Source organism: Yimella lutea, from assembly GCF_006715095.1.
Taxonomy (GTDB): domain Bacteria; phylum Actinomycetota; class Actinomycetes; order Actinomycetales; family Dermatophilaceae; genus Yimella; species Yimella lutea.
In genome coordinates, this window is sequence record NZ_VFMO01000001.1 from 3,092,985 (window position 1) to 3,115,692 (window position 22,708).

A 22,708-nucleotide genomic window follows, 5' to 3' on the forward strand; every position below is an offset into this window, starting at 1 on the left:
CTGGGTCACCACGGGCGCAGGCGGCTAGACCGCCCGCTTCTTGAGCTTGCGGCGCTCGCGCTCGGACAAGCCGCCCCAAATCCCGAAGCGTTCGTCGTTGGCGAGGGCGTACTCCAGGCACTCGGCCTTGACCTCACACCCGATGCAGACCTTCTTGGCCTCACGAGTGGAGCCGCCCTTCTCCGGGAAGAACGCCTCGGGGTCGGTCTGCGCGCACAGCGCGTTCTCCTGCCAGGCGAGCGCTCCGTCGTCATCGACATCGAGCGGCTGCACGGCGAACAATGAGAATTCCTGCACTGCTCCTCCTGATGTCGACGAAATCACAACGCTGTTATTACACGCGTGTCGTTACGCATAAGTCAAGTGCGAAGGAGTAAGTGAGAAAGCCGGCAGCGGCCCGCTCCTCATGCTACGAAACAGGACTGACACACTGCCCGGCATGCGGATCACTGCCTTGGCCGGAGGTGTCGGCGGCGCCCGATTCCTGCGCGGACTGCGTAGCCATCTCGACCGACTGGACGACGGGCCGCACGAGATCACGATCGTTGCGAACACCGGCGACGACATCACGCTCTTCGGACTGCGGGTGAGCCCGGACGTCGACACCCTGCTCTACACCCTCGGCGGCGACATCCACGAGGGGCAGGGCTGGGGACGTGCGAACGAAAGCTTCACGTTGCAGGGTGAACTGGCCGCATACGGTGTCGAGCCGCAATGGTTCGGACTCGGCGACAAGGACCTCGGCACCCACGTCGCCCGCAGCATGTGGCTCGCCCAGGGATCCACCCCGTCCGAGGTGACTGCTCGTCTGGCCACGCGGTGGGGTCTTCCCGACCAGCACGTGCGCCTGCTGCCGATGACGGACGCGTTCGTCGAGACACACGTCGTGCTCGATGACGGCGATGAGCAACGGGCCGTGCACTTCCAGGAGTGGTGGATCCGACTGCGGGCCGCGGTGCCCGCGCAGCGCTTCGTCGTGGCGGGCCTCGATCGTGCCGCGGCAGCTCCGGGGGTCCTGGAGGCCATCCGGACCGCTGATCTGGTCATTCTTCCTCCGAGCAACCCTGTCGTGTCCATCGGCATCATCCTGCTGGTGCCCGGCGTCCGAGATGCGTTGCGCGGCACAGCTGCTCCCGTCGTCGGCGTCTCCCCGATCGTCGGTGGCGGACCGGTGCGGGGTCACGCGGACGCCTGCCTGGCGACGCTCGGGGTCGAGGTCTCCCCCAGTGGTGTGGCCGGGCTGTACCGCGACTTCCTCGACGGCTGGCTGATCGACAGCGGCGACGCCGAGTCGTTCGGTGGACCGGCAGGCCTGACGACCGAGGCTGTCCCGCTGTTGATGAAAGACCTCCCCACCGCCGAGGCGATGGCGGCAGCGGCGGTCGACCTCGGACTGCGTCTGCGGAACCGCCCGTGATCACGATCCTGCCGCTGGCAGGGGTGCCCGAGGTCCGCGCCGGCGACGATCTCGCCACACTCGTCCACGAAGCGGTGGCCCAGTCGCGAGCCACGCGTATCGAACCCGGCGATGTCGTGGTCGTCACCAGCAAGGTGGTCTCCAAGGCTCTCGGCCTCCTCGGCTCGAACGACGTCGAGCGTGCCGACCTCGTGCTGCAGGAGTCGCAGCGGGTCGTGGCCGAGCGCACGACCTCCACCGGGTTCACCCGGGTCGTCGAGGCCAAGGCCGGGCCGGTGATGGCCGGTGCCGGGATCGACTCCTCGAACGCCGATGACGACGTACGGCTGTTGTTGCCGCATGAGCCCGACGCTGAAGCTGCGTCCTTGCACGGACGCCTGGCCGACGTCGCGGGGCACGCCGACTTCGCCGTCGTGCTCAGCGACACCTCCGGCCGGGCGTGGCGCAGCGGACTCACCGATTTCGCACTCGGCACGCACGGCCTGACCCCGCTCGAGGACCTGCGCGGTCTCGCCGACACCCACGGGCACGATCTCGCGGTGACCGTGCGCAACATCGCCGACGAGGTCGCAGCGGCGGCTGATCTCGTCAAGGGCAAGCTCGACCGGGTGCCGGTCGCGGTCGTCCGCGGCCTCGACCGGCGCTTTCTGCATCCCGACGCCGACGGGTCTCGGACGCTGGTGCGCTCGGGCCCGACCGACTGGTTCGCGCTCGGCCGCGCCGAAGCCGTCCGTGACGCCCTCGGCGTGCCTGCGGGTTCGGCGATGTCGGTCGAGGTCGGCATCGAGTCGGTGCATCCCGAGACCGTGACGGACCGGGTGCGTCGAGCCTGGTCGGCCGCCGTCCTGCCCGACCCCGCCGGGGAGGACGCCGCCCTCGACGGCGCCGACGAGGAATGGTCGGTCACCTGCGCCGATCCGTATGTGCTCGGACGCATCGCAGCCCGCTTCGAGGTGGCCTTGGCCGGCGAGCGCCTCGTCGCCGAGCTCACACCGAACCCGGGGAGCGTCCGCGTCGGGATCGCCCAGCCGCGCCATTAGGCTCGGGTGTCATGCCTGACATCGTCGCGCCCGGCCCCCACGCCATCATCCCCGGACAGGACTTCGTCCCCGTAGTACTCGGCGGCGACCGCCTGGGTTACAGCCTGGCGCGCTCGTTCCACATGGCGTACGGGTACCGCACCCTGATCGTCTCCCGCATGGTCGCCGGACCGATCGCACACAGCACTCTGGTCGAGCACCGCCCGATCGCCTCGCTCGAGGATCCCGAGCTTCTGGTGCGCACGCTGCGCGACCTCGCGCCGAAGGTGGGGTCGGACAAGCGCCTGCTGCTGGCGACCACCGACCACGTCGTCAGCGTCCTGGCCCGGGTCAAGCACCAGCTCGAGGATCTTTACGTGATTCCGTACAGCGAGCCCGAGCTGATCGACCGGCTGACGCGCAAGGAGAACTTCGCCGACCTGTGCCGGGAACTGGACATTCCGCACCCGCAGACCGTCGTGTACGACGTCAGTGACCACGGATCCGACTCTGCTGCACAGCAACTGGAAGGGCTGACCTTCCCGGTCATCGCGAAGCCGTCGAACGCCGAGGCGTACGCCGGCGTCGATTTCACCGGTAAGCAGAAGGTGCACTCCGCATCCTCGCGGCAGGAACTGGACGACCTGCTGACCCGGCTGCAAGGCTCCGGCTACACCGACAAGTTCATCCTGCAGGACGTCATCCCCGGCGACGACCAGAACATGCGGGTCCTCACCTGCTACGTCAGCAAACAGGGCGAGGTGAAGTTCGCCTGCTTCGGTCGGGTTCTGCTGGAGGAGCACGCCCCCGACACCCGTGGTTTCCCGGCGGCGATCATGACCGGGGTCGACCACGAAGCGGTGGCCGCGGCAACCCGCCTGCTGGAACACGTCGGCTGGCGCGGCTGGGCGAACTTCGACATGAAGTACGACCCGCGCACCGGCGAGACCGTGTTCTTCGAACTGAACCCCCGCCTGGGCGGCACCAGCTTCTACATCACCGCAGCCGGTCACAACGTCGTCGAGTGGTACGTGAACGAGTGGGTGAAGGGCCGGTCGCTCGAAGGGCGACCCGTGGTCGAAACGATGGACGAGCACGTGTTCAGCGCGGTGCCGATCCGTCTGCTCAAGCGCTACGTGACCGATCCTGCGACCAAGCAGAAACTGAACGGCTTGATCAAGGCGGGCGAGGTCACAAACCCCTGGTTCTACGGTGCCGAGAAGCACCCGAAGCGCTGGCAGTGGATCGCGATGAACCAGGTCAACTACGTGCGCAAGTACCGGCGGTACTACCCGGAGCCGAAGGCGCTGGTGTGACCACCTTGCTACCGGTCCGCGAGGACGACGCCTACCCCGGTCCGGTGGTCGGCGTGATCGGCGGCAACGGCCCGGCAGCAACTGCGCTGTTCCAGGATGTTCTCGTCAAGCTCACCCCGGCGTCGCGGGATCAGGACCATCTGGACCTGGTGGTTCTGGTGCACTCGACGCAGCCGGACCGGACCGCGCGCATTCTGTCCGCCGACGCACCGGACCCCGGACCGGTCCTGGCGCGGGACGCGGCGCGCCTGGACGCTCTCGGCACCGATTTCATCGTGCTGCCCTGCAACACCGCCTACCACTTCCTGCCTCAGATCCAGGCGGCCACGTCGCAGGAGGTGCTCTCCATCGTGGACGCGACCGCACGAGCGGCTCTGACCGCAGCAGCACGATCGGCCGGTGCCGATGGCTCGCGGGTGGGCCTGTTGGTGACCGACGGCACGCGGACCGCCGGCGTCTACGAGAAGGTGCTCGATTCTCTGGGCGCACGCAGTGTGTACCCCGACGAGAACGACCAGTCGCTGACGATGTCGGTGATCTACGACGGCGTCAAGGCAGGCGGCCCGGTCGACGTCGCCGGCCTCGAGGGCGTCATCGAGCGCCTTCGCGAACGCAGCGACGTGGTGGTGCTCGGGTGTACCGAACTGTCGGTGATCCACGCGACCCAGGGCTGGTCGAGCCGGGGCGAGCTGGTGGACTCGATCGAATCGCTCGCACGGGCCACGATCCGCCGCGCCGGACGCGAACCGCGCTGACGTCGCAGGCTGACGTCGGAGCGGGTTGGTCACATGCGACTCGGAAGGTGGGTGGGCAGGCTCAACCGCGGGCCGCGGCGCGGGCGATTCAACCCCGCGGCATTGACCAGGTACTGAACCCGATACCGGTGTCCCGCATACGGTTTCAACAGCTCCGCGAGCTGGAGATCATCGACCGGACGTCCGGTGAGCGCGTACCCGATGTCCTTGGCAACGTGGTAGTCGCCGAAGCTGACGGCGTCGGCGTCGCCCAACGCGCGTTGCGCCACCTCGGCCGTCGTCCAGACCCCGATGCCCGGCACCGAACGCAAACGCTTCCACGCCTCTTCCCGCGGCAGATCGGCACATTTCTCGAGGGCGTGCGCGACCCGCATCGCCCGCATGATCGTGTCGGCCCGCTGCGCGTCGACCCCCGCACGCAGCCACTCCCAGGAGGGGATCTTCGCCCACCCGTCCGCCGACGGTGGTGTCCGCAGCCCGAGATCGGCTGCGGGCCCCGGAGCGGGCGACCCGAATCGGCGCACCAACATCCGGTACCCACCGAAGGCCTGCTTCCCGGTGACCCGCTGCTCGATGATCGCCGGCACCAGTGCATCGATGACCAGGCCCGTCCTTCCGAGACGCCAGTCACGTTGCTGCGCAAAGGCTTCGGCAATCACGTCATGGTGAGGAACGAACTCGTGCGCCGGGTCGTCGGCCCCCAACAGGCTCGGCAACCGAGCGAGCATCCACGATGATCCGGGCCCGTGGGCGCGCGCGACCACCCGGTCGCCGACCCCCGTCCGGTCTACCCGAAGGAGCATCGAGACCGGGCCCTCGGGGGTGACGCACGCGCGCCAGATCCCTTCACCGGTCTGCAGCCAGGTCGGGTCACCCGCCCCACGGCGCAGCGAGCCGATGATCGCCCGAAGCGGCACCGGACGACCGGGTGCGAAATCGGTGTCGAGACGCTCGTCCCGGCGGCCGGTCACGAGGAACTGTGCGGCACCGACACGCGGAACGTCAGCAACGCCAGCCCGAACGATCCCGTTTCCTGGCGGGACGCCTCGCGAGCGCGCAGGCCGTCGTCGATGTCGAGTTGGCCGACGAGCTTCAGGCCGCGGTCAGCGCTGCGAGCGATCAACGACCGGATGTCGGCCACGCTGACGCCGTGCTCGTGCGCCGGCCCGAGCTTCATCGTGATGCAGATGAGGCCGCCCCGACGGACCGCCCAGGACGCCCGGGTGAGGTGTTCGTCGACCGTCTCCGCCGATGCCGAGTGCGGGTGGAGCCGGACGACCATGTCGACGCTGCGTTCGGCGACCTGTTCACCCACGACGTCGGCGCGCATGACGTCGAACGCGAGCGGTGCGAAGCCGGCGCTGGTCGCCCAACGGCTGAAGGTCGAGCGCTCCCCCACCGAATCGAGCACCACTGCGCGACGCGAGCCGTCGTCCACCACCCGCAGCAGCGCGGCGAGCGCACCGAGCGAGGCCCAGGCGGAGGTGTCGTCGATGGTGCGCGGCAGACCGAGCCGGCGGGCCCGGCGCCGGGCGTCGCGCGCCACGCGTCCGTCGGTGAGCAGATCGGTCATCCGGATGTGCTGCAGGTCGAGAGCCCGCACGGGTGGTGCTCCCTCGCCCTGCGGAAGACGCGCTGCAGTGTCGCGCGCAGCTTGCCGAGCCCGGTCGACCACACGCTGCACCGCAGGCGAGGACGACAGGTTGTTGCCGAAGCGTGCGACCGAGTCGGCCGTCGATACCCTGCCCTTCACACCGACGACTGTAACCCGCCCCACCGACGGACCTCGGTGGCTTTCGGCAGGTAGGTGTCCAACAGCGCCCGCTGGTCGGCGCCGAGTTCTCCTTCGAGGTGCTCCAGTCCCGGCTCGACCAGACGCGCAGCCGGCAGGCGGTACAACGCCGCCAGGTTCAGTAGCGCGGTGCTCGTCCCACCGACCACACCTGCGGCGTGGACGATCGACGGGTCGGCCTCGGCGGTGAACGCTTCATCGAGCACCTCGTAGCCCGCGTAGATCGAACTGTCCTGCGCCGGGTGCGGTCGGACGGCGAGCCGCAATCCTTGGGCGCCGACGGCGTCCGCGATCTCGGCGACGTGGGCGAGGTGGGCGTCCCGCCTCAGGATGCCCAGGTCGACCCACGGTTGAGACAGGAAGACCACCCGGTCGCTGGGCTCACCGGGCACCGCGGCAGCCGGAACGAGACGTCGGAACTCGCTCGCGATCGCCTCGTCCAGCGCCCACTCGGATGCCTTGTCGTACATCGCGAAGCGCTCCCCGGTGAGCCCGCGATCGGCGGCGCGAATGGCCAGGGGCCGCACTGTGCGCCAGGGTTCGTGCGCGCCCTGCCGAGCGAGCGCGTCCCTGCGGGTCCGCCAGTCGCCGTAGGTGCCGATGCCCTCGTCGGTGACGACCACGTGGATGGGACGCAACGGGGCATCGCGGCGCAGTCGGATCCACGGCTTGATGCCGGGCGCGCCGACTGCGATGTAGGTCAGGTTGGCCGCCTCGTGGTGCCATCGGGCAGCGCCCTCGGGGAAGGTCAAACGCAGCCGGGGGTGGTCGGGCAGGAAGCGCCGCACGTCGTCCGGCGTCACGCTCGAGCGTGCGAGAAAACGGCCACCGCCGATGTGGGCGACGTCGAGTTCCCCTGTGGCAGACTCGAGTTCGCGCCGAATGTAGGCGGCGATGTGGACGAGGTGGGTCTTGCTGCGAACCCCGGTGATGACGTACTTCATCAGATGATCGGTGGCCGGCCGGCCTTTGTCAGGGCACGGACGGTGCGCCACGAGATGGGCAACCGCTCCCCGGCGTCGGTGCGCACGCCCTCGCCGAATCCGCGGAACCACACCTTGAGTGCTTCCCTGTCGTGCACCCGCGCGAGCGTCAGCGCGGTCCAGGTGGCGAGGTAGACGGGCACCAGAGGTGCGGGCAGGTTTCGCTTGGCCACCCAGACCCTGTTACGGGCGTTGGTGCGGTAGTAGACGGCATGCCGAGCCGCCTCTGTGTACGGGTGATTGACGGGAATCTCGGGGGCGTACCAGAGCCGCCACCCGGCGTCCATGAGTCGCCAGGCGAGATCGATACCCTCGTGGCCGAAGAAGAACCTGCCGGGCCAGCCACCGACCTGCACGAACGCGGAGCGCCGGATCATCACGACGCCTTCGGAGAAGGTCGCCACCTGGCCCCCTTGGAACTCACCCGGCTTCACTCGCAGACGCGGCACCCACCGCCGGGGCGCCTCACCGGTCTCGGGGTCGGTGAGTCCGGGCTGGCAGAGTGCGATGTCGTCCGCTTCCTGGATCTTGGCCGCCAGTCGAGCGAGCACGTCAGGCTCCGGGATCGTCGCGTCGTCGTCGAAGAAGAACAGGAACTCACCGATCGCCTCGGACGCGCCGATGTTGCGACCCTCCGGGATACCGGTGTTCTCCGCTTCGTACACCGAGCGGACACCCGTGGGCAGGCCTTCGGGTCGCCAGCCGTTTCCGACGACGACGATGTCGAGATCGACACCTTCCTGCATCTGGACGGTGCGGATGGCTTCGGTGAGTTCGACGGGACGGTTGCCCATCGACAACACGACCACACCGACGCTCGGTCGCTCCTGCATCTGCACTGAATCTCCTTCGGGCGGCACGACTGCCTAGGCTAGAGCCCATGCCACGACAGCCCACCCGCTGGGAGCAGACCGACCACCGCGGATACGGTCAGAAGTTCGCCGATCTGCATGCAGCCGGTGACGATATCGAGGGCGAGGCGCGTCTCGCTGACGTGATGGCGCCGCGCGGAGCCACGATCCTGGACGCCGGTTGCGGCATGGGACGTGTCGCTGCTGCGCTTCGTGCTCGTGGACACGACGCGTACGGCGTCGACCTCGACGAAGGACTCCTGCGACAGGCCGGTGACACCTACCCGCAGTTACCGACGATGCAGTCACGGATCGATGACCTGGACGCGAAGTCACTTGCCGCACAGTCGTTTCCGACGTCCTTCGATGTCATCGTGTGCGTCGGCAACGTGATGATCCTCGGCGAGCCGGACACCGAGGTGCTCATGCTCGAACGCATGGCCGCGCTGCTGTCGCCGTCCGGGCGCCTGCTCGTCGGGTTCCACACCGACGCCACGCCCCCGCACTCCCGCGAGTATTCGGTAGAGGAGTTCGCCCGGGACGCGTACGCCGCCGGCCTCGCCATCGAGGCCAGGTTCGGCACCTACGAGTTGCACCCGTACGACCCGCACGGTAACTACGCCGTGCACCTGCTGCGGCTGCGCGACGTCGCCACACCGCAGGTCGAGTGGGCGCACGCACGCTGATGCGGATGCGCAGAGGGACCATAGGCTGAACCGCATGACCGGCGAGCACACAGAGCGCGAGATCGAGTACTGCGGCGGCGAAATAGACGGCTGGTCCGATCCGGTGCCCGCCGACGATCTTCGGGTCCGGTACGTCTCGGAACTCCTCCCCGAGGGTCCCGGCTCTGCGCTCCTGGTAGGAGCGCGTGCCGCGAAACTGGCGAATCATCTTTTGCGGCAGGGATTCTCGGTGACTCTACTCGTGCGCGGCGAGTCGGATGCGCGCTCCGCCTCGGGTTCAGGAGCCGACGTCGTGTGCGGCTCCTTCGAGGCCTGGACACCGCCAGTCGGCTTCGACCTGGTCATCGCCCTGGACTCCGTGGACGACATCCTGCCGCCGCTGTCGGACGGCGTCGGCGCACTGGAATTCATCGATGTGTTACGCCGACTCGGGTCCTCATACGTCGCGTACCTCGACAACGGGGCGAGCCCCGCGGCTCTCGACCGACAGGCACGAGCACCGCAGGAGAACCATCAGTTCAGCGCCTTCGGGACCGGTTACGACCTGCGCTCGCCGGTCTTCGCGGAACTGCCTGAACAAGCATCGGCGGCGGTGTTCGACCGGGCTGTCGTCGGCTCGGTGGTGATCGACAGGGCACAGGCCCGGACGCTGCTGCGTTCGCTGTGCAGCGACGACCTGCGATTCGACGCGCTCCTGGCCACGCCGATGCTTGCCGCGAACGGCTGGTTGGTCGGCACTCTCGGCGGCGGGGACGCCGTCGCATACCGAGGACTGGGTGGAGTCGTGGCGACCGGACTCCCGGTCGCTGACGGGACGCCCGTCGAGTTCCGCGTCCGCCAGTTGCTGGTGCGCGATCTGCAACGAGTCAGCGCCGGACTGCGAGCGTATGCGCGATGGGCCGACGGTCGCCCGGCCCCGTTGTTGCGCAATGTGATTGCCGGGCGCAGCGGATTCGAGGTGATCGACCCCACAGTCGAGGACGCCGACCTGCCGACGGCGATGGTCGATCTGGCCGGCGTGCTCGTCGACCGTCCCGGCGTTCACCCGTTCGGTCCCGAGCGCACGCGCAACGAGATCGCCGTCGAATTGATGCGCTTGGCGGCGGACACGAGCGACCCCGAGGCCGAGATCCAGAGTGCCGCGTCGGCCTACGAGACCATGGCATTCGCTCGCCGTCTACCCGAAACCGACTACGCGACAACGAAGTTGATCGAGGAAGTGCGCCGCAAGGACGCCCAGTTGGCAGCGCTCAAGTCAGACCTGGCGAAGGACCGTCGTCACCTGCGAGCCCTCGAACATGCGCTGGCGACAGAGTCGGGTCCTCGCGCGAAGCGTGCTTACTTCTTGATGACCGCCCCGACCAAGCGACTCCGCGAAGCATTGCGCCGACGCCGGATCGGTTGAGCCCCAACACAACTCGCCGTGGTTTCGGCGCGTAGGACTACGTTCCTCAGTCCTGCGCTCAACCAGCGGTAACAACGCCCACCCCGAGCGCTCGACCGACTCCGCTGGTTGAGCCCTGCCGATGACGAAAGAATCCGCAGGAACCGAAACCACCGGCAGCAACCGCGAACTCGACCCGCCCGTGACCTCGCGGCTCACGTCGTCGACGCGACTCCGTAGCAAACCAGGATGTCGTCGAGTTGCTCCCATTGAAGGGACACCTTCTCGGCGATCTCGGCGGGGAGCTTCAGACCGGGCCAGTTGAGCCAGGAAAGCACCGGCAACCCGAGCGCCTTCGCGGCGGCCTCGCAGCCGGTCCACAGCGGCCAGACGACGGCCGGGTCCATCGAGCGGGCACGACGGCCGAGCATCGCGGAGACCGGCTGGTCGGCGATCTCGGCGTCGATGGCGAACGCCAGACCGTCCTGCTGGGGCACCTGCCAGGCGACCCCGCGACCGTCGGCGAGGTAGGAGCGAGCCGTACCCGGGTAGGTCTCGCCGTTGACGTGCGCACCGAGTACCAGGTGTTCGGCGCCGGCGTACTGCGACAGCAGAGCTTGGCGTGCGGCGGAACCGGTGGCGGAGGTCATCGCGGCCTCAGATCGAGCCGCCACCGTCGACGACGATGACCTGACCGTTCATGTTCGTGTCGTCGAACAGCAGCGAGTGGACGATGGGTGAGATGTTCTCCGGCTCGACCAGACGCCCGGTCGGGGTGCGACGGGTGATCGTCGACAACTGTTCGGTGCCGAGCACCGACGACATCTCCGAGGCGAAGAACCCCGGAGCGACCGAGTTGACCAGGAACCGGCCGTGCATCTCGCGGGCGAGCGCGCGCGTCGCCGAATCGAGCCCCCCCTTGGTTGCCGAGTAGGCGACGAGACCGGCGTATCCGCGCTGGGCGCAGATCGAGGTGACATTGATGATGCGTCCACGTCCCGACTTCGCCATCGCGTGACGCAGGAAGGCGCGGGTCAGGACGAGCGTGGCCGTGAGGTTGGTCGAGATGATCTGGTCGATCCGCTCCGGCGAGGTGTGCAGATGCATCGAATCCTGGCCGATCGCAGCGTTGTTCACGAGCGCGTCGATGGGGCCGAGCTTGGCGGAGGCGTCCTTGATGAACGTCTTGATCGCCTTCTCGTCGGTGATGTCGACCGGGCCGACGAACACGTGGTCGGGGTTGTCGGCGACGAGCTGCTCGAGCTCGGGAGTGACAGTGCGGGCGAAGGTCGCGACCTTGGCTCCGCCGGCAAGGGCGTCCTTGACCAGTTCGAGGCCGAGCCCGCGGGAACCGCCGGAGACCAGGACGCACGAGGCTGCGGGGATGGGGGTGTTCTCAGACATCGCTCTTCAGCGTCTCCTTCAAGGGGATCTCGTCACGTACGCGGATCCGCCGCGGCACGGAGTAGTCGGGCAGTCGTTCTGCGCACCAGGACTGCAGGTCGGCGTCGGTCACGGGCTTCTGGTCGGACGCGGCGTCGCGGTCGAGCACGACCTCGGCTGCCACGACCATGCCTACCAGGGGCGCCTTGCGCCCCTTCACGGAGGCCCAGACAACGGCGGGGTGGTCGAGCAGGACACCACGCACCTTGGAGGCCGAGGCCTTGGACCCGCCGACGTTGATCTCGTCGGAGGCGATGCGACCGGTGATCACTACCCGCCCGTCCTCGATCTCGACGTGGTCGCCGGTGCGGATCTCGGCATCCATGCCTTCGGCCGCCTTGCTGGAGGCGATCACCAGTTCGCCGTCCTGCACCGACAACCGCGGGCGGCCTTCGACCTCACGGTCCAGCCAGGCCTGCGGGAAGCCGGCCTTTCCGTCGTGGACGGCGATCGCCGCGCCGGCTTCGGAGGAGGCGTAGATCCAGGAGATGCGAGCGTCCGGGTACACCTCGCGCAGTCGATCGAGGATCGCCTGGTCGACGGGCTCGCCGCCGAGGGTCACCTGCTCCAACGGCAGCTTCGCCATCACCTCACCCGACCGCCACAGCGCCTGACGCCAGAAAGTCGGGGTGCCGGACGCGGCGGTGACACCCGCGTCGAGTGCGAGCTGCGGCCACTGCTCCAACTGCGACGGTTCGATGAACAGCACGTCCTGACCGGGCAGGTTGAGCGAGAGCGTGACCACCTGCCACCAGGCATAAGCACCGACCGCGTAGGGGCACAGCCAGGTGCGGGCCGGTTGCTGGCCGGCGACGGTCGTCAGCGAGTCGAGCGTGTGGGCGACCTGCTTGGGACGCCCGGTGGAGCCGCTGGTGAGCAACCACACCCGGCCGTCCTCGACGTCGTGATCGGCCGTGGCCTGCGACACGCCATCGGCGCGCACCAGAGCCAGACCGGACTCCTGGAAACCGGCGGCCTGTTCGTCACCGACCCGGCCGCTGCCGGCGATGAGCGTCTCGCGACCGCCCGCCGCGTGCGCCCACACGGCGCGCAGCGCCTGCAGGTGGTCGTCGACCAGAAAGGCGGACGCCGCGGGCCAGGCGGGATCGGCGGCGCCGAGATCGGCCCAGGTGCCCTGGAAGGAGGCCGTGGTGATCCGGTTGCCCGAACCGGCCGGCAGGTCGGTCAAACCTCAGCCCTCTTGGAGCTGTTCGATGAACGTGAGCACATCGCCGACCGTCTCGATCGAGCGAAGGCCGGGAGCGTCGAAGTTCAGTTCGGTGTCGAGTTCGTCCTCCACCCGAAGGGCGAGCTCGGAGAAGTCGAGCGAACGGAATCCGATGTCGGACAGCGAGGTGTCGTCACCCTCGGGCAGCTCCTTGCCCTGGGCCTGCAGCACCTCGGCCATCATCGAACGCACCTGGTCACGGCTCAGCGTGGTCATCAATCCTCCGGGGGTCGTCGTGGTCCGTCGGTTAGTCTATCGGCGTCCGTTCGCCACCCCATCACACCGCCGGAGGCTTGATGCTGCGCCCCGTCACCGAGGCCGACAAGGAGCTGGTGCGCGTCTGGCGCAACCATCCCGAGGTGCGGGCGGTGTCCCTGACCCGTGACGAGATCTCCCCCGAGCAACACGACGCCTATTGGGAGTCGTTGCGCGACAACGAAACCCGCAAAGTGTTCATGTATGAGAAGGGTGGCGTGCCCGCGGGCGTCGTCACGTTCTTCGACATCGACCCCGACGCGAAGTCGGCGATGTGGGGCTTCTATCTCGACAACGACGGCCTCACCGAGCGCGGCGAACTTCTACCCGCATTCATCGACATCCAACGGCGTGCCGTGCGCTTCGCGTTCGGTGAACTCGGCCTCGACGAACTCAACGGCGAGGTCATGGACGCCAACGAGGCCGTGCGGCGCATGAACAAGCGCAACGGGTTCGAGGAGATCGCCAGCGACGAACGCCTGATCGACGGCGAGCCCGCGACCGTTCACACCATCCGCCGCAGGAGGCAGCCGAATGACTGACAACGCTTCGATCCGCATCGGCAAGCATCAGATCGGACCCGACCACGAGCCGTACATCATCGCCGAGATGTCGGGCAACCATGACGGCTCGCTCGACAAGGCGCTTGACATCGTCCGGATGGCTGCTGAGCAGGGCGCCCACGCGATCAAGCTGCAGACCTACAAGCCAGACACCATCACCATCCAGTCCGACTCCCCCGACTTCCGGCTCTCCGAAGGGCACGAACTGTGGGGAGGTCGCACGCTGTGGGACCTCTACGAGGAGGCCCACACTCCCTGGGAGTGGCACGAGCCGATCTTCGCGCTCGCGAAGGAACTCGGCATCACCGCGTTCTCCTCCCCGTTCGACCCGACCGCGATCGACCTGCTCGAGTCACTCGACGTGCCCGCATACAAGATCGCCAGCTCCGAGATCGTCGACCTGCCGCTCATCCGGCTGGCGGCGAGCAAGGGCAAGCCGATCATCATCTCGACCGGCATGGCGTCCGTGCGTGAGATCGCGAACGCTGTCGAGGCGGCGCGGTCCACCGGAAACGAGCAGATCGTCGTGCTCGCCTGCACTGCGAACTACCCGGCCGACCCCAGCGAATCGAACCTGCGCGGCATCCCGGTCATGCGGGACGCGTTCAGCACCCTCATCGGCTACTCCGACCACACGATGGGCATCGGCGCCGCGATCACCGCGGTCGCGCTCGGTGCGTGTGTCGTGGAGAAGCACGTCACGTTGTCGCGCGAGGAAGGCGGCGTCGACTCGGCGTTCTCCTCCGAACCCGAAGAACTGCGAATGCTGGTGGAACAGACCAGGATCGGCTGGCAGTGCCTCGGACAAGCACGCATCGGTGCCCGCCAACAGGAGAAGGAAGGGTTGCGCTTCCGCCGATCGCTGTACGTCGTCGAGGACGTCAGCGCCGGCGACCCGGTCACCGCGCACAACGTCCGCTCCATCCGCCCGGCGAACGGCCTGCCTCCCGAGGAGTTCGAGCGCGTCGAAGGACGCACCTTCACCGCCGACACCCCGAAGGGCACTGCGCTGTCCTGGGATCTGATCTGAGCATGCCCGACCCCCTCTTGTCGGTCGTCGTACCGTTCTACGGCGTCGAGGCGTACATCGGCGACTGCCTGGAGTCGATCGCGGCCCAGAACTACCGCAACATCGAAGTGGTCATGATCGACGACGGGTCGCTCGACGGCAGCCGGGAAGTCGCCCAGCAGTGGGTGGATCGCGACGACCGTTTCCGGATCATCACCCAGGAGAACGCGGGCCTGGGACCAGCACGCAACACCGGCACGGCCAACAGCAACGGCGAATACCTCACGTTCATCGACAGCGACGACCTGGTCACTCGGCACTCGTTCGCGATGATGATGTCGACGATCGAGTACAGCGGATCGTCACTGGTATTGAGCAACGCCCGCCGATTCAGCCGTACCTCGGGCGTGCGACAGAGTTGGACGCATCAGGAGATCGCCAGGCGGACGGTACTGGGCACGCACATCCTGGAGCGGCCCTCACTGGTCCGCGACCGCATGGTGTGGAACAAGCTGTACCGGCGCTCGTTCTGGGACGACCACGGATATGCCTTCCCTGCGATCAGGTACGAGGACTACCCGGTCACTCTCAAGGCGCACTTGGACGCGCTCACCGTCGATATCGTGTCCTCGCACTGCTACTACTGGCGCGAGCGTGAATCGGGCGACTCGATCACTCAGCAGGTCTACAAGTACGGCAACATGCTCGACCGCGTCATCTCCGCCGAAGCGGTCCTCGACATCGCTGATTCCCAAGGCTCCCCCGCGGTCCGTCAGCGGCTGCACAACTACCTCGGCGAGATCGACTTCGTCTCATTGGTCCAGGCCTTCTCGGCCGTGGACGATGCCGAGGCGCAGCCTGTGCTCGACCTGTCCCACCGGCTGGTCGACCGGCTCACCCACTTCAACATCAAGAGTCGGCCTCGGCTCGATCAGCTGCAGTACCACGCCTTGAAGGCCAACGACGTCGACCTCCTGCGCGAGCTCGCGGTATTCCGACGCGACGGCGGCAACATCGGCGGCGTCCTCGCTACCCGCAAGCGCACCCGTCCGTGGCGGTTCGAAGCCGAATTCCCCGGACGCGGACGCTCGACCGCGCCACGCACCACGTACGAGTACCCGATCACCTCATTGGTGCAGACCACCGCAGTGACCGACGTGCGATGGCGCGAGGGACACCTGGCAGTCCAGGGCGTCGCCGAAATCGCGCACCTGGCGACCGATGCCGACTCCGACCTGCGCATCAACCTGGTGAACGGCATCGACCGGCACCCGTTGCCGGTGCGGCGGATCGACGCGGTCGACCAGCACGCCGAACGAACACCGGTCGGCTTCGAGGCCCTCGTCGACATCGACCGTCTGGCGCAGGAGAACACTCTCGTGTGGCCGTTGCGTTTCGAGGTCGAAACCACCGTCAAGGGCATCCACCGGGTCGGCAACCTGCGCGGGGCCCGCGGCGGAAGTCCGTCCTTTCCACCCGGTCGTTGGCTCGGCCCCGGCGAATGGGTGCAACCCACGAAGGCGGCCGGCACCCAGTTCACCTTGCGCAACGAGGTCGACCCCGTGGTGCTCGACCGCACGGAAGTCGGTGATGACCGCATCACCCTGCAGGGCTTCATCCCCGGCACCTGCCGACACGCTCATCTGGTCGTCGTGCGCCGGCGCCCGCTCGAGGACGTCACCGTCGCCTGCGAGCTCGAACTGACCCGCGACGGCACCCGATTCGCCGTCGACCTGCCGATCGCCGCGGTGCTGGCCGGAGAAGCCCCGGACGACCCGTTCACCCTCTCGTCCGCCCGTCGCCTCGAATTGACGACCGATCTCGGATCCTTCCCGATGCTGTGGACGACCTACCGTCACGATGCTGCCGTGGAGGACGGTGACCGGTTGGTCAGCCTGAGCCGCACTGCCTACGGAGCAGCCGTGCTGCACCACACCCCGTTGCGTCCTTCCACCCGGACACTCGAGATCACGCAGGACGCGGTCGAGGTTGGCGGCGCGTGGTGGCGTGGAGCACCGCCGCAGTGGATGAACTGGCGCCGGTACATCCCCGGCACCGACGACCACGTTGACGTCGATGCCTCGCCGGTGTTCTCGGACGACGGAAGCTGGACGAGTCGTACCCCCCTGGGCGATCTCGTTCCTCCCTGCGATGTCGAGACCTCGGTCGCGCCGGGAGCGCCCGCCGCGGACTGGACCCTTTTCACCAAGATCGGGGACGCCGAGGTTGCCGTGGCGGCCGAACCAGGAGCGATCCAACAGATGCCGCAGGAGCGTGCCGTGCTCGGACGATATTTCACCGCACTCTCGATCGCGGGCACGACCCGCACCCAGGTGCGCTGATGCATCCACACAACCGCGCTCACGGCGCGGCCCACATTCTCGCTGTCGCCGCCGCCGAGAACCGCGTCTGGACCGTCCCGAGCATCCCGGGGCACGTCCAGCACTCCAGCGACCTGTTCGCCCCGTGCCCGCAGGAGTCGACCCTGCCCCGCGCGCTGACGGCCTTCGTGTGGAGCCGCAGCGCCGTGCGCCGACGGGCTCGGCGCGGATTCCGCAACCAGGTGGCGACCGGATCGCCCTGGCTGCACCTGCTGCAGATCGACCCCGACCTGCTCGAGGTGGCCCGGCCGGTCGATCCGTTGACCGGCAAACCGAAGGCACGGACGGAGGAAGAGATCGATCCGACCGGCACCTTGCTGTTCGTGGAGCACGGTCTGGACGGCGGACTGCTGGCTCCACGGGTCGTCGAAGCCGCCCGTGCCGCCTTCGACTCCCCGATCACCGTGGCGTTGTCCCACCGCGACGCGGCGACGGCGCCCATTCGCGCGGCGTACGAAGCTTTGGGCGTCGAGACTGTCGACCGGGGTCCGGCTGCCGACGCTTCCGGCAGCGCTGAACCGCGCGAACTGCTTCGGCTGTACCACCTGATGAAGAATTTCGCCCACGTCGCGGCGAACACCGCACGTGAGGAATTGTTCTACGCGACATCGCTCGAGCGACCGATCGCGGTGGTGGGTCCGTCCCCGGACGGGCGCCCGCCCGCAGCGACGGCCGATGAGTTGGTCGCGATGACCGACGACGAACTGGGCCGCGGTGACATGCTCGAGCCGCAGGAGTTGAACGACCTCTTCGAATGGAGTGCCCGACGTGGCTGATCTGTTGCGCGCGCTGTTGCGCGACGTCCTCCCCCACACCAAGGACGCCTATGTGATCGGTGATGCCGACGACCGGTTGAACGACACCCTCACCGAACTGCTCGACGAGCGGGGCATCAGCGCACGTCGTCCGACCGCGGACGCGGAACCCTGCGCGCTCGTGATCGCCGCCGGTGGGTTGTCACAGTACGCACTCGACGAACATCTCACCTGGCAGGAAGCATGTGCCCGCGTCGCCGGGCTCGTCTGTCCCGGCGGCACCCTCATCCTGGGGCTGCAGGGTGAGTCCACGCTCGCCACCCTGATCACCAGCGTCCCGACCGCCCCGGTGACCGACTCGACCACGCCCCGCTCAGCGACCCAACTCAAGGACGCCCTTCGCACGGCCGGCCTGCGCGGCACCACCGTTCATCTGCTCTTCGGTGATCCCGAGCGACCCTCGGCGGTTCTCACCGAAGACGCTGCCCGCCGCGCCCGCCCCGGCACGCTGCCGGCGCTCGCTGTGGAAGAAGCCCTCATGGGATCCACGTCGGGTCAGACGCTGCTGGAAACCGGGGATGCACTCGATCGAGCAGCCCAGGTCGGCGCCCTCGACGTTGCCGCCACCGGTTTCGTCGCCGTTGCCGGCGGTCGCGGTCACGACCTGTACTTCGAACAGGACGGTCAGCCCACCTGGGCCGAATCCGACGACTCCGGACGTCGGTGGGTCCTGCCCGACCGCGTCCTGCCGGCAGAACATTCGGTCGAGGCGCAGTTGCGCGCGGCGTTGGTCTCGGCCGAGGTGGCCGACTTCCGATCGCTCGCCGATCGGATCGGCGCGTTCGTCCGCACCGACCCCGCAGCGACCGCACTCGGCTCGCTACGACTGCGCCATCTGATGGATGACGGTGGGCAGATCGGCTGGATCGTGCCGCCCACCCCGGCCGATACCGCTCTCTCGGCGGACGCGTTGCTCGCCGACGCCTGGTGGGACTTCATGCATCGCCTGGGTTTCCGGCGCGACCAACTCCCCTGGCCCGAACTCACCGACGACGTCGACCTGGTGCGCTCGTGGCTGCGGATGTCGGGAGCCGACCAGGACGCCGCACTTCCGGCACCCGCGAGTTCGGACACGCGCTCCGAGCAGCGAAATGCGTTGGCGCTCAACAGGATCAGTGAACGAGCAGATCTCGTGGAGGAGCGCCTTCGACTCGCCAACGACGCGCTGAAGCAGCGGGACAGCCAGCTGAAGATCCGGGAGACGGCTGTTCGTCTGTTGCGCTCGCAGTTGCTCCAAGCGCAGGAGGACAAAGTGAAGGCCGAGCGCGAGACGGCCGCGCTGCGACGCGGACGGGCCTACAAGCTGGCGCGGCGCATCACCTTGCTGTCCGACCCGAAGGAGTCCGTACGAGTGATCGGAAACAAGCTCGACACCGGAGTGAAGAAGATCCGACGGATGCGCTGAGGCTGGCGCATCCGCCGCAGTCCCGCGACGGTCAGTCGCCTCTGGTGCTGTTGCGCAGGTTGCGAACGGGGCCGAGAACCGCGTTACCCAACCGGTAGGTCAGGGACCGGCGAAGGTCCTCAGCGCTGCCGCGCAGCACTTCCTGCTGACGCGCCGCGGTCGCCAGTTGGGCCCGGTGGCGTTCGGTCCGCATCTTCAGGTCGCGCTCGGTGCTGGCCAGACGCTGCTCGTACCAGGTGGCGCGGGAGGCCAACGCTTTGTTGGTCTCGGTCAGTCGCTCGACCACGGCAATGAGTCCGGACACGTCCGCCACCGGAGCGCGGCCCTCGTCTTCGGCCGGCAGCACCCATTCGTCGACGTCCTCGGGCAGCTCGACGCCTGCCATCGCAGCCAGGCTGGCGAACATCGTCCGGTCGTCGGTGGCCGATGGCCAGGGATGCCGCGCACCACGGGCCCGAATCACCTGGACGAAGTCGGCCAGAGACCGCCAAATGACTTCGTCGCGCGGCGCAGCGGCAGCTGCCCGGGTCACCGGGTACAGGCCGCTCTTGCTCAGGAGGAGGTTGTCGGGTCGTGCATCGGCGTGCTCGATGTCGACAGATCCCTCGTCGGCGTGCTCGTCGACATAGCCGACCAGCATCCGCACCATCGACCGCATCACACTCAGATCGCCATCGGCAGCGGCGTCGAGGAGCTCCTCGCCGAAGGCCCGACCATCGGCCGGAACGGTGACGGACTCATCGTCGCGCAGCACCCGACCGCCGTCGAAGCAGAAGGCGGTCGTGCTGCCGTCGGACGCGGACGCCGTGATGCGTGTGACCTGGGGGTCGCCCGCCACCCCACGGCCGGCGACCACCCACCAGCCGGAGCCCACCTGCGGCAACCGCTGTGCCAGCACGGCCGCACGGGTGAGGCGCGTCGGGTCCGAACCAACCTGTCGGAAGGTGGGCGAGCCGAGGGTGAGCGCCCCGAGGATCGCGTGCCCGGCGTCGTCGAGTTCGTCGCCGCCTGCGACCCATACACTCTGGTCCTCCCAGGTGGGAAGTACGACCCCGCCACGCAGGGCGGTGAGTCCGGCGGCTCGGACCGCTGCGGTCAGTGCACCCGGGTCACGCGGACGGGACCGGTCGAAGGTCTCGGTCGGCGACCAGTCGCTGTCCTCGTTCGACGTGAACCGCGAACGAACTGCTGTCATGCGATGCAGACCCAACTCGTTCTCGGTGACGAATACCAGTCGTCCGCCCTCGGCGACCAAGCCGGTGATCAGGTCGAACATCTGCTGCCAGGTGTTCGGATCGGTCTCCAGGGAGCAGACGCGGTGGACATCGTCGAGAGCGATGACGAGATCGTAGGTCTCCTGGGGCGCAGCGAGCGTGAGGTCGGTGGCGATCACCCGTGCGTTCGGGGTGTCCTGCAGCAGGTCGCCGATCGTCGCACTGTCGACCACCGACCGGACGATCACGGTCAGGCGCGGGACCACATCTGCGATGCCGGTGATGAGATCGGCGCAGTGCGGCCCGACGATCGCGACATTCTGCGCGCCGGCCACGAACTCTCGCACGATCGAACGGGCGGCGGCGCCGGAACCGGCCGGTCCACGGTCGAGATCCGACCAGTTCTGCATGCTGCCCGGCAGCCGCAGGACCTTCTCGGCGCCGTTCTCGTCCCCGCTCATGCGGACGTCCTCTCCTCGTGCTGGGCCAGCCAGATGTCCTGCCACCCGAGTGCGATCCGGAGCTCCTCCGGAGACATCAGTGCGTCGGCACCCAACTCACGCAAGGCAATTCGCTGCGCGGTCGGCTGATCGATGGTCTTACCGTGAAGTTCGGGATAGACGTGTTCGAGCCAGTCGGTGGCGTCGAACTCTTTGCGAGCATCGACGAACACCATCGGGTCGCCGTAGACGGCGGGTTCCAGGCCGATCGCCGCGCCATAGAAGATCGCGGTCGTCAAACGGTTGGAGGCGACTCGCTTGTGTCGCCTCAGTTCGGTCAACTGGCGGCGCAGGAAGTCCGTGTCTCCGCCCTGCCAGAACTGCCCCCGGCGGCCGTGGCAGATCACCCGGAAGCCGGACTCCTCGTAGTGGCGACGCACCTCGGGTTGGTCGTACTCGACGTAGTACAGGCAGACGGTGACCGGTCCGTCCTCGGTCTCACGGATCTCGCGCAGTAGGTCGGAGTGATCGCCTTCGACCTTCTCGAAGTCGACCGTTCCATGGAACGGGTACCAGATCGTGCCCTCGGGTTCCGGTGCATCCGGATCGGGGGGCAGCACCCGGTCGAGGTAGAGGAACGGTGCGCCGACCACCTGGTAGTCACGCCATCCGTGCGCTTGACCGCGCCGCCGGCACACGTCGGACCACGCGTACTTCGCAAACCCATGAGGCGGGTTGTGTCCCCCACCGAATCCATGGACGAACGTCCATCCGTGCTGGATGACGCCGTCGATCCGCGGAGGATTCTCCGGGTCGAGCCCGCAGTACTCGGCCAGAATGTGTGCGTGGCCGTACCAGTGGTTGCTCGAGTCCACGTCAGCCCTTCCCGGTCGTCTGAAGTTCGTCCGCGGTAGGGACGAGGTCGGGCACATCATCCCAGCCGAGCCGGTGCCGCAAGGCGGTGGGTGACATCACCTTGTCGAGGCCGAGTTCGGACCGAGCGGCCGCCCCGGCAATCGGGCTGGGCACGCGTTCCTGGTGCAGGTGCGGGAACATCCTGGTCTGGCGCTGCATGCCGCCGAGCACGCCATGATCGTTCTGCAGGACCATCGGGTCGCCGTACACACCGATCTCGCGATTGACCGTCGCCGCATAGAACAACGCCGACCCCAGTCGGTTGCTCACCACGCGCCGGTGGCGCAATAGTTCCTCGAGTTGCCGGTCGAGGAAATCCTGGCTGCCGTCACGGTACATCGACCCTCGACGACCGAGCGAGATTACCCGAAAACCCTTGTTCTCGTATGTTTTTCGCACGTCGTCCCGCTCGAAATCATTCCAGTAGAGGCACATGGTGAGGGGCACATCCCCCTCGACCGAACGCACCTCGTCCGCGTAAGCGGCGTGGTCGCCGACGATCTGCTGGCCCTCCCAGCCGTGGAAGGGAAACACGATCGACCCCTCCCCCGGGCCGGCGGCGGCGATCTCCTCTGCACGCAACAGCATCAGATAGGCCCAGGGTGAGCCAATGACGACGTAATCACGATGACCGAGCGCCCAGCCGCGGCGCACCACCACGTCCGACCAAACGAGTTTGGGTATTCCCGGGACGAACTCGTGCCCCACGGCGAATCCGTCGTGGGTGTTCCAGCCGTGCTGCAGATAGCCCCAGATCGTCGGCGGTGGCTCGGCCGGCATTCCGCAGTAGCGGGCCAGCACAGCCGCGTGGCCGTAGAAGACGTTGCCGTGATGCAC

Annotated in this window: 23 protein-coding genes; 11 read left to right on the forward strand and 12 right to left on the reverse strand. The window is 67.8% G+C overall.

What is annotated here, in order from left to right:
* Positions 1–24: 24 nt before the first annotated feature.
* A complete protein-coding gene (locus FB459_RS14880) occupies positions 25–282 on the reverse strand; it encodes a WhiB family transcriptional regulator (protein WP_129625853.1) in 258 nt (85 codons plus the stop codon).
* 157 nt (positions 283–439) lie between these two features.
* Here FB459_RS14880 and cofD point away from each other — a divergent pair, with 157 nt between their 5' ends.
* From cofD to cuyB, 4 genes are read left to right on the forward strand one after another with little or no spacing between them, the layout of a single operon-like run.
* Positions 440–1,417 (forward strand): 2-phospho-L-lactate transferase, encoded by a 978-nt coding sequence (cofD, locus tag FB459_RS14885; protein ID WP_141929047.1) that lies wholly within the window; start codon positions 440–442, stop codon positions 1,415–1,417.
* Positions 1,414–2,457, forward strand: a complete 1,044-nt coding sequence (gene cofE / locus FB459_RS14890) for a coenzyme F420-0:L-glutamate ligase (RefSeq protein WP_129625802.1) — start codon at positions 1,414–1,416, stop codon at positions 2,455–2,457. Before cofD ends, cofE begins: the two co-directional genes overlap by 4 nt.
* Before the next feature lie 11 nt (positions 2,458–2,468).
* Positions 2,469–3,752, forward strand: a complete 1,284-nt coding sequence (locus FB459_RS14895; protein WP_129625803.1) for a carboxylate--amine ligase — start codon at positions 2,469–2,471, stop codon at positions 3,750–3,752.
* Complete coding sequence (gene cuyB / locus FB459_RS14900) at positions 3,749–4,507, forward strand: cysteate racemase (protein WP_239701333.1); 759 nt, start codon at positions 3,749–3,751, stop codon at positions 4,505–4,507. Before FB459_RS14895 ends, cuyB begins: the two co-directional genes overlap by 4 nt.
* 29 nt (positions 4,508–4,536) lie before the next feature.
* Here cuyB and FB459_RS14905 read toward each other — a convergent pair whose 3' ends face one another.
* From FB459_RS14905 to FB459_RS14920, 4 genes are read right to left on the reverse strand one after another with little or no spacing between them, the layout of a single operon-like run.
* Positions 4,537–5,478 carry a DNA-3-methyladenine glycosylase family protein gene (locus FB459_RS14905; protein WP_239701332.1) on the reverse strand — a complete coding sequence of 314 codons (942 nt, stop codon included), beginning with the start codon at positions 5,476–5,478 and terminating at the stop codon, positions 4,537–4,539.
* The gene (locus FB459_RS14910; RefSeq protein ID WP_141929048.1) at positions 5,475–6,260 is read right to left on the reverse strand and encodes a hypothetical protein; all 786 of its coding nucleotides are present in this window, start codon (positions 6,258–6,260) and stop codon (positions 5,475–5,477) included. The genes FB459_RS14905 and FB459_RS14910 overlap by 4 nt, the downstream gene beginning before the upstream one ends.
* Positions 6,257–7,243 (reverse strand): polysialyltransferase family glycosyltransferase, encoded by a 987-nt coding sequence (locus tag FB459_RS14915; RefSeq protein WP_141929049.1) that lies wholly within the window; start codon positions 7,241–7,243, stop codon positions 6,257–6,259. Before FB459_RS14915 ends, FB459_RS14910 begins: the two co-directional genes overlap by 4 nt.
* Positions 7,243–8,115 carry a glycosyltransferase family 2 protein gene (locus FB459_RS14920; RefSeq protein ID WP_170222004.1) on the reverse strand — a complete coding sequence of 291 codons (873 nt, stop codon included), beginning with the start codon at positions 8,113–8,115 and terminating at the stop codon, positions 7,243–7,245. Before FB459_RS14920 ends, FB459_RS14915 begins: the two co-directional genes overlap by 1 nt.
* Positions 8,116–8,162: 47 nt before the next feature.
* Between FB459_RS14920 and FB459_RS14925 the strand changes: the two genes are divergently transcribed.
* Positions 8,163–8,819: a class I SAM-dependent methyltransferase gene (locus FB459_RS14925; protein ID WP_141929050.1), complete on the forward strand. Its 657-nt coding sequence runs from the start codon at positions 8,163–8,165 to the stop codon at positions 8,817–8,819.
* Between the two features lie 34 nt (positions 8,820–8,853).
* Positions 8,854–10,224: a hypothetical protein gene (locus tag FB459_RS14930; protein WP_141929051.1), complete on the forward strand. Its 1,371-nt coding sequence runs from the start codon at positions 8,854–8,856 to the stop codon at positions 10,222–10,224.
* Positions 10,225–10,418: 194 nt separating this feature from the next.
* On the opposite strand, the gene FB459_RS14935 is transcribed toward FB459_RS14930, so the two are convergent.
* The 4 genes from FB459_RS14935 to FB459_RS14950 are packed head-to-tail and all read right to left on the reverse strand — an operon-like array spanning position 10,419 to position 13,090.
* On the reverse strand, positions 10,419–10,853 hold the full coding sequence (locus tag FB459_RS14935; protein WP_141929052.1) for a hypothetical protein: 435 nt from the start codon (positions 10,851–10,853) through the stop codon (positions 10,419–10,421).
* A 7-nt stretch (positions 10,854–10,860) separates the two neighbouring features.
* Positions 10,861–11,607: an SDR family NAD(P)-dependent oxidoreductase gene (locus tag FB459_RS14940; RefSeq protein ID WP_141929053.1), complete on the reverse strand. Its 747-nt coding sequence runs from the start codon at positions 11,605–11,607 to the stop codon at positions 10,861–10,863.
* Positions 11,600–12,835, reverse strand: coding sequence for an AMP-binding protein (locus FB459_RS14945; protein WP_129625811.1), 1,236 nt, complete (start codon positions 12,833–12,835; stop codon positions 11,600–11,602). Before FB459_RS14945 ends, FB459_RS14940 begins: the two co-directional genes overlap by 8 nt.
* 3 nt (positions 12,836–12,838) lie before the next feature.
* Entirely contained in the window at positions 12,839–13,090 is a 252-nt protein-coding gene (locus tag FB459_RS14950; protein WP_129625812.1) for an acyl carrier protein, read from the reverse strand.
* Between the two features lie 80 nt (positions 13,091–13,170).
* Here FB459_RS14950 and pseH point away from each other — a divergent pair, with 80 nt between their 5' ends.
* From pseH to FB459_RS14975, 5 genes are read left to right on the forward strand one after another with little or no spacing between them, the layout of a single operon-like run.
* Positions 13,171–13,671, forward strand: coding sequence for a UDP-4-amino-4,6-dideoxy-N-acetyl-beta-L-altrosamine N-acetyltransferase (gene pseH / locus FB459_RS14955; protein WP_129625813.1), 501 nt, complete (start codon positions 13,171–13,173; stop codon positions 13,669–13,671).
* On the forward strand, positions 13,664–14,722 hold the full coding sequence (pseI, locus tag FB459_RS14960; protein WP_141929054.1) for a pseudaminic acid synthase: 1,059 nt from the start codon (positions 13,664–13,666) through the stop codon (positions 14,720–14,722). The genes pseH and pseI overlap by 8 nt, the downstream gene beginning before the upstream one ends.
* 2 nt (positions 14,723–14,724) lie before the next feature.
* Positions 14,725–17,043 (forward strand): glycosyltransferase family 2 protein, encoded by a 2,319-nt coding sequence (locus FB459_RS14965; RefSeq protein ID WP_129625815.1) that lies wholly within the window; start codon positions 14,725–14,727, stop codon positions 17,041–17,043.
* Entirely contained in the window at positions 17,043–17,858 is an 816-nt protein-coding gene (locus FB459_RS14970; RefSeq protein ID WP_129625816.1) for a hypothetical protein, read from the forward strand. Before FB459_RS14965 ends, FB459_RS14970 begins: the two co-directional genes overlap by 1 nt.
* Positions 17,851–19,302 (forward strand): serine/threonine-protein kinase, encoded by a 1,452-nt coding sequence (locus FB459_RS14975; protein WP_129625817.1) that lies wholly within the window; start codon positions 17,851–17,853, stop codon positions 19,300–19,302. Before FB459_RS14970 ends, FB459_RS14975 begins: the two co-directional genes overlap by 8 nt.
* Positions 19,303–19,333: 31 nt before the next feature.
* On the opposite strand, the gene FB459_RS14980 is transcribed toward FB459_RS14975, so the two are convergent.
* From FB459_RS14980 to FB459_RS14990, 3 genes are read right to left on the reverse strand one after another with little or no spacing between them, the layout of a single operon-like run.
* Entirely contained in the window at positions 19,334–20,977 is a 1,644-nt protein-coding gene (locus FB459_RS14980; protein ID WP_141929055.1) for a hypothetical protein, read from the reverse strand.
* Positions 20,974–21,831 carry a hypothetical protein gene (locus tag FB459_RS14985; protein ID WP_141929056.1) on the reverse strand — a complete coding sequence of 286 codons (858 nt, stop codon included), beginning with the start codon at positions 21,829–21,831 and terminating at the stop codon, positions 20,974–20,976. Before FB459_RS14985 ends, FB459_RS14980 begins: the two co-directional genes overlap by 4 nt.
* A 1-nt stretch (position 21,832) precedes the next feature.
* A complete protein-coding gene (locus tag FB459_RS14990; RefSeq protein ID WP_129625820.1) occupies positions 21,833–22,708 on the reverse strand; it encodes a hypothetical protein in 876 nt (291 codons plus the stop codon).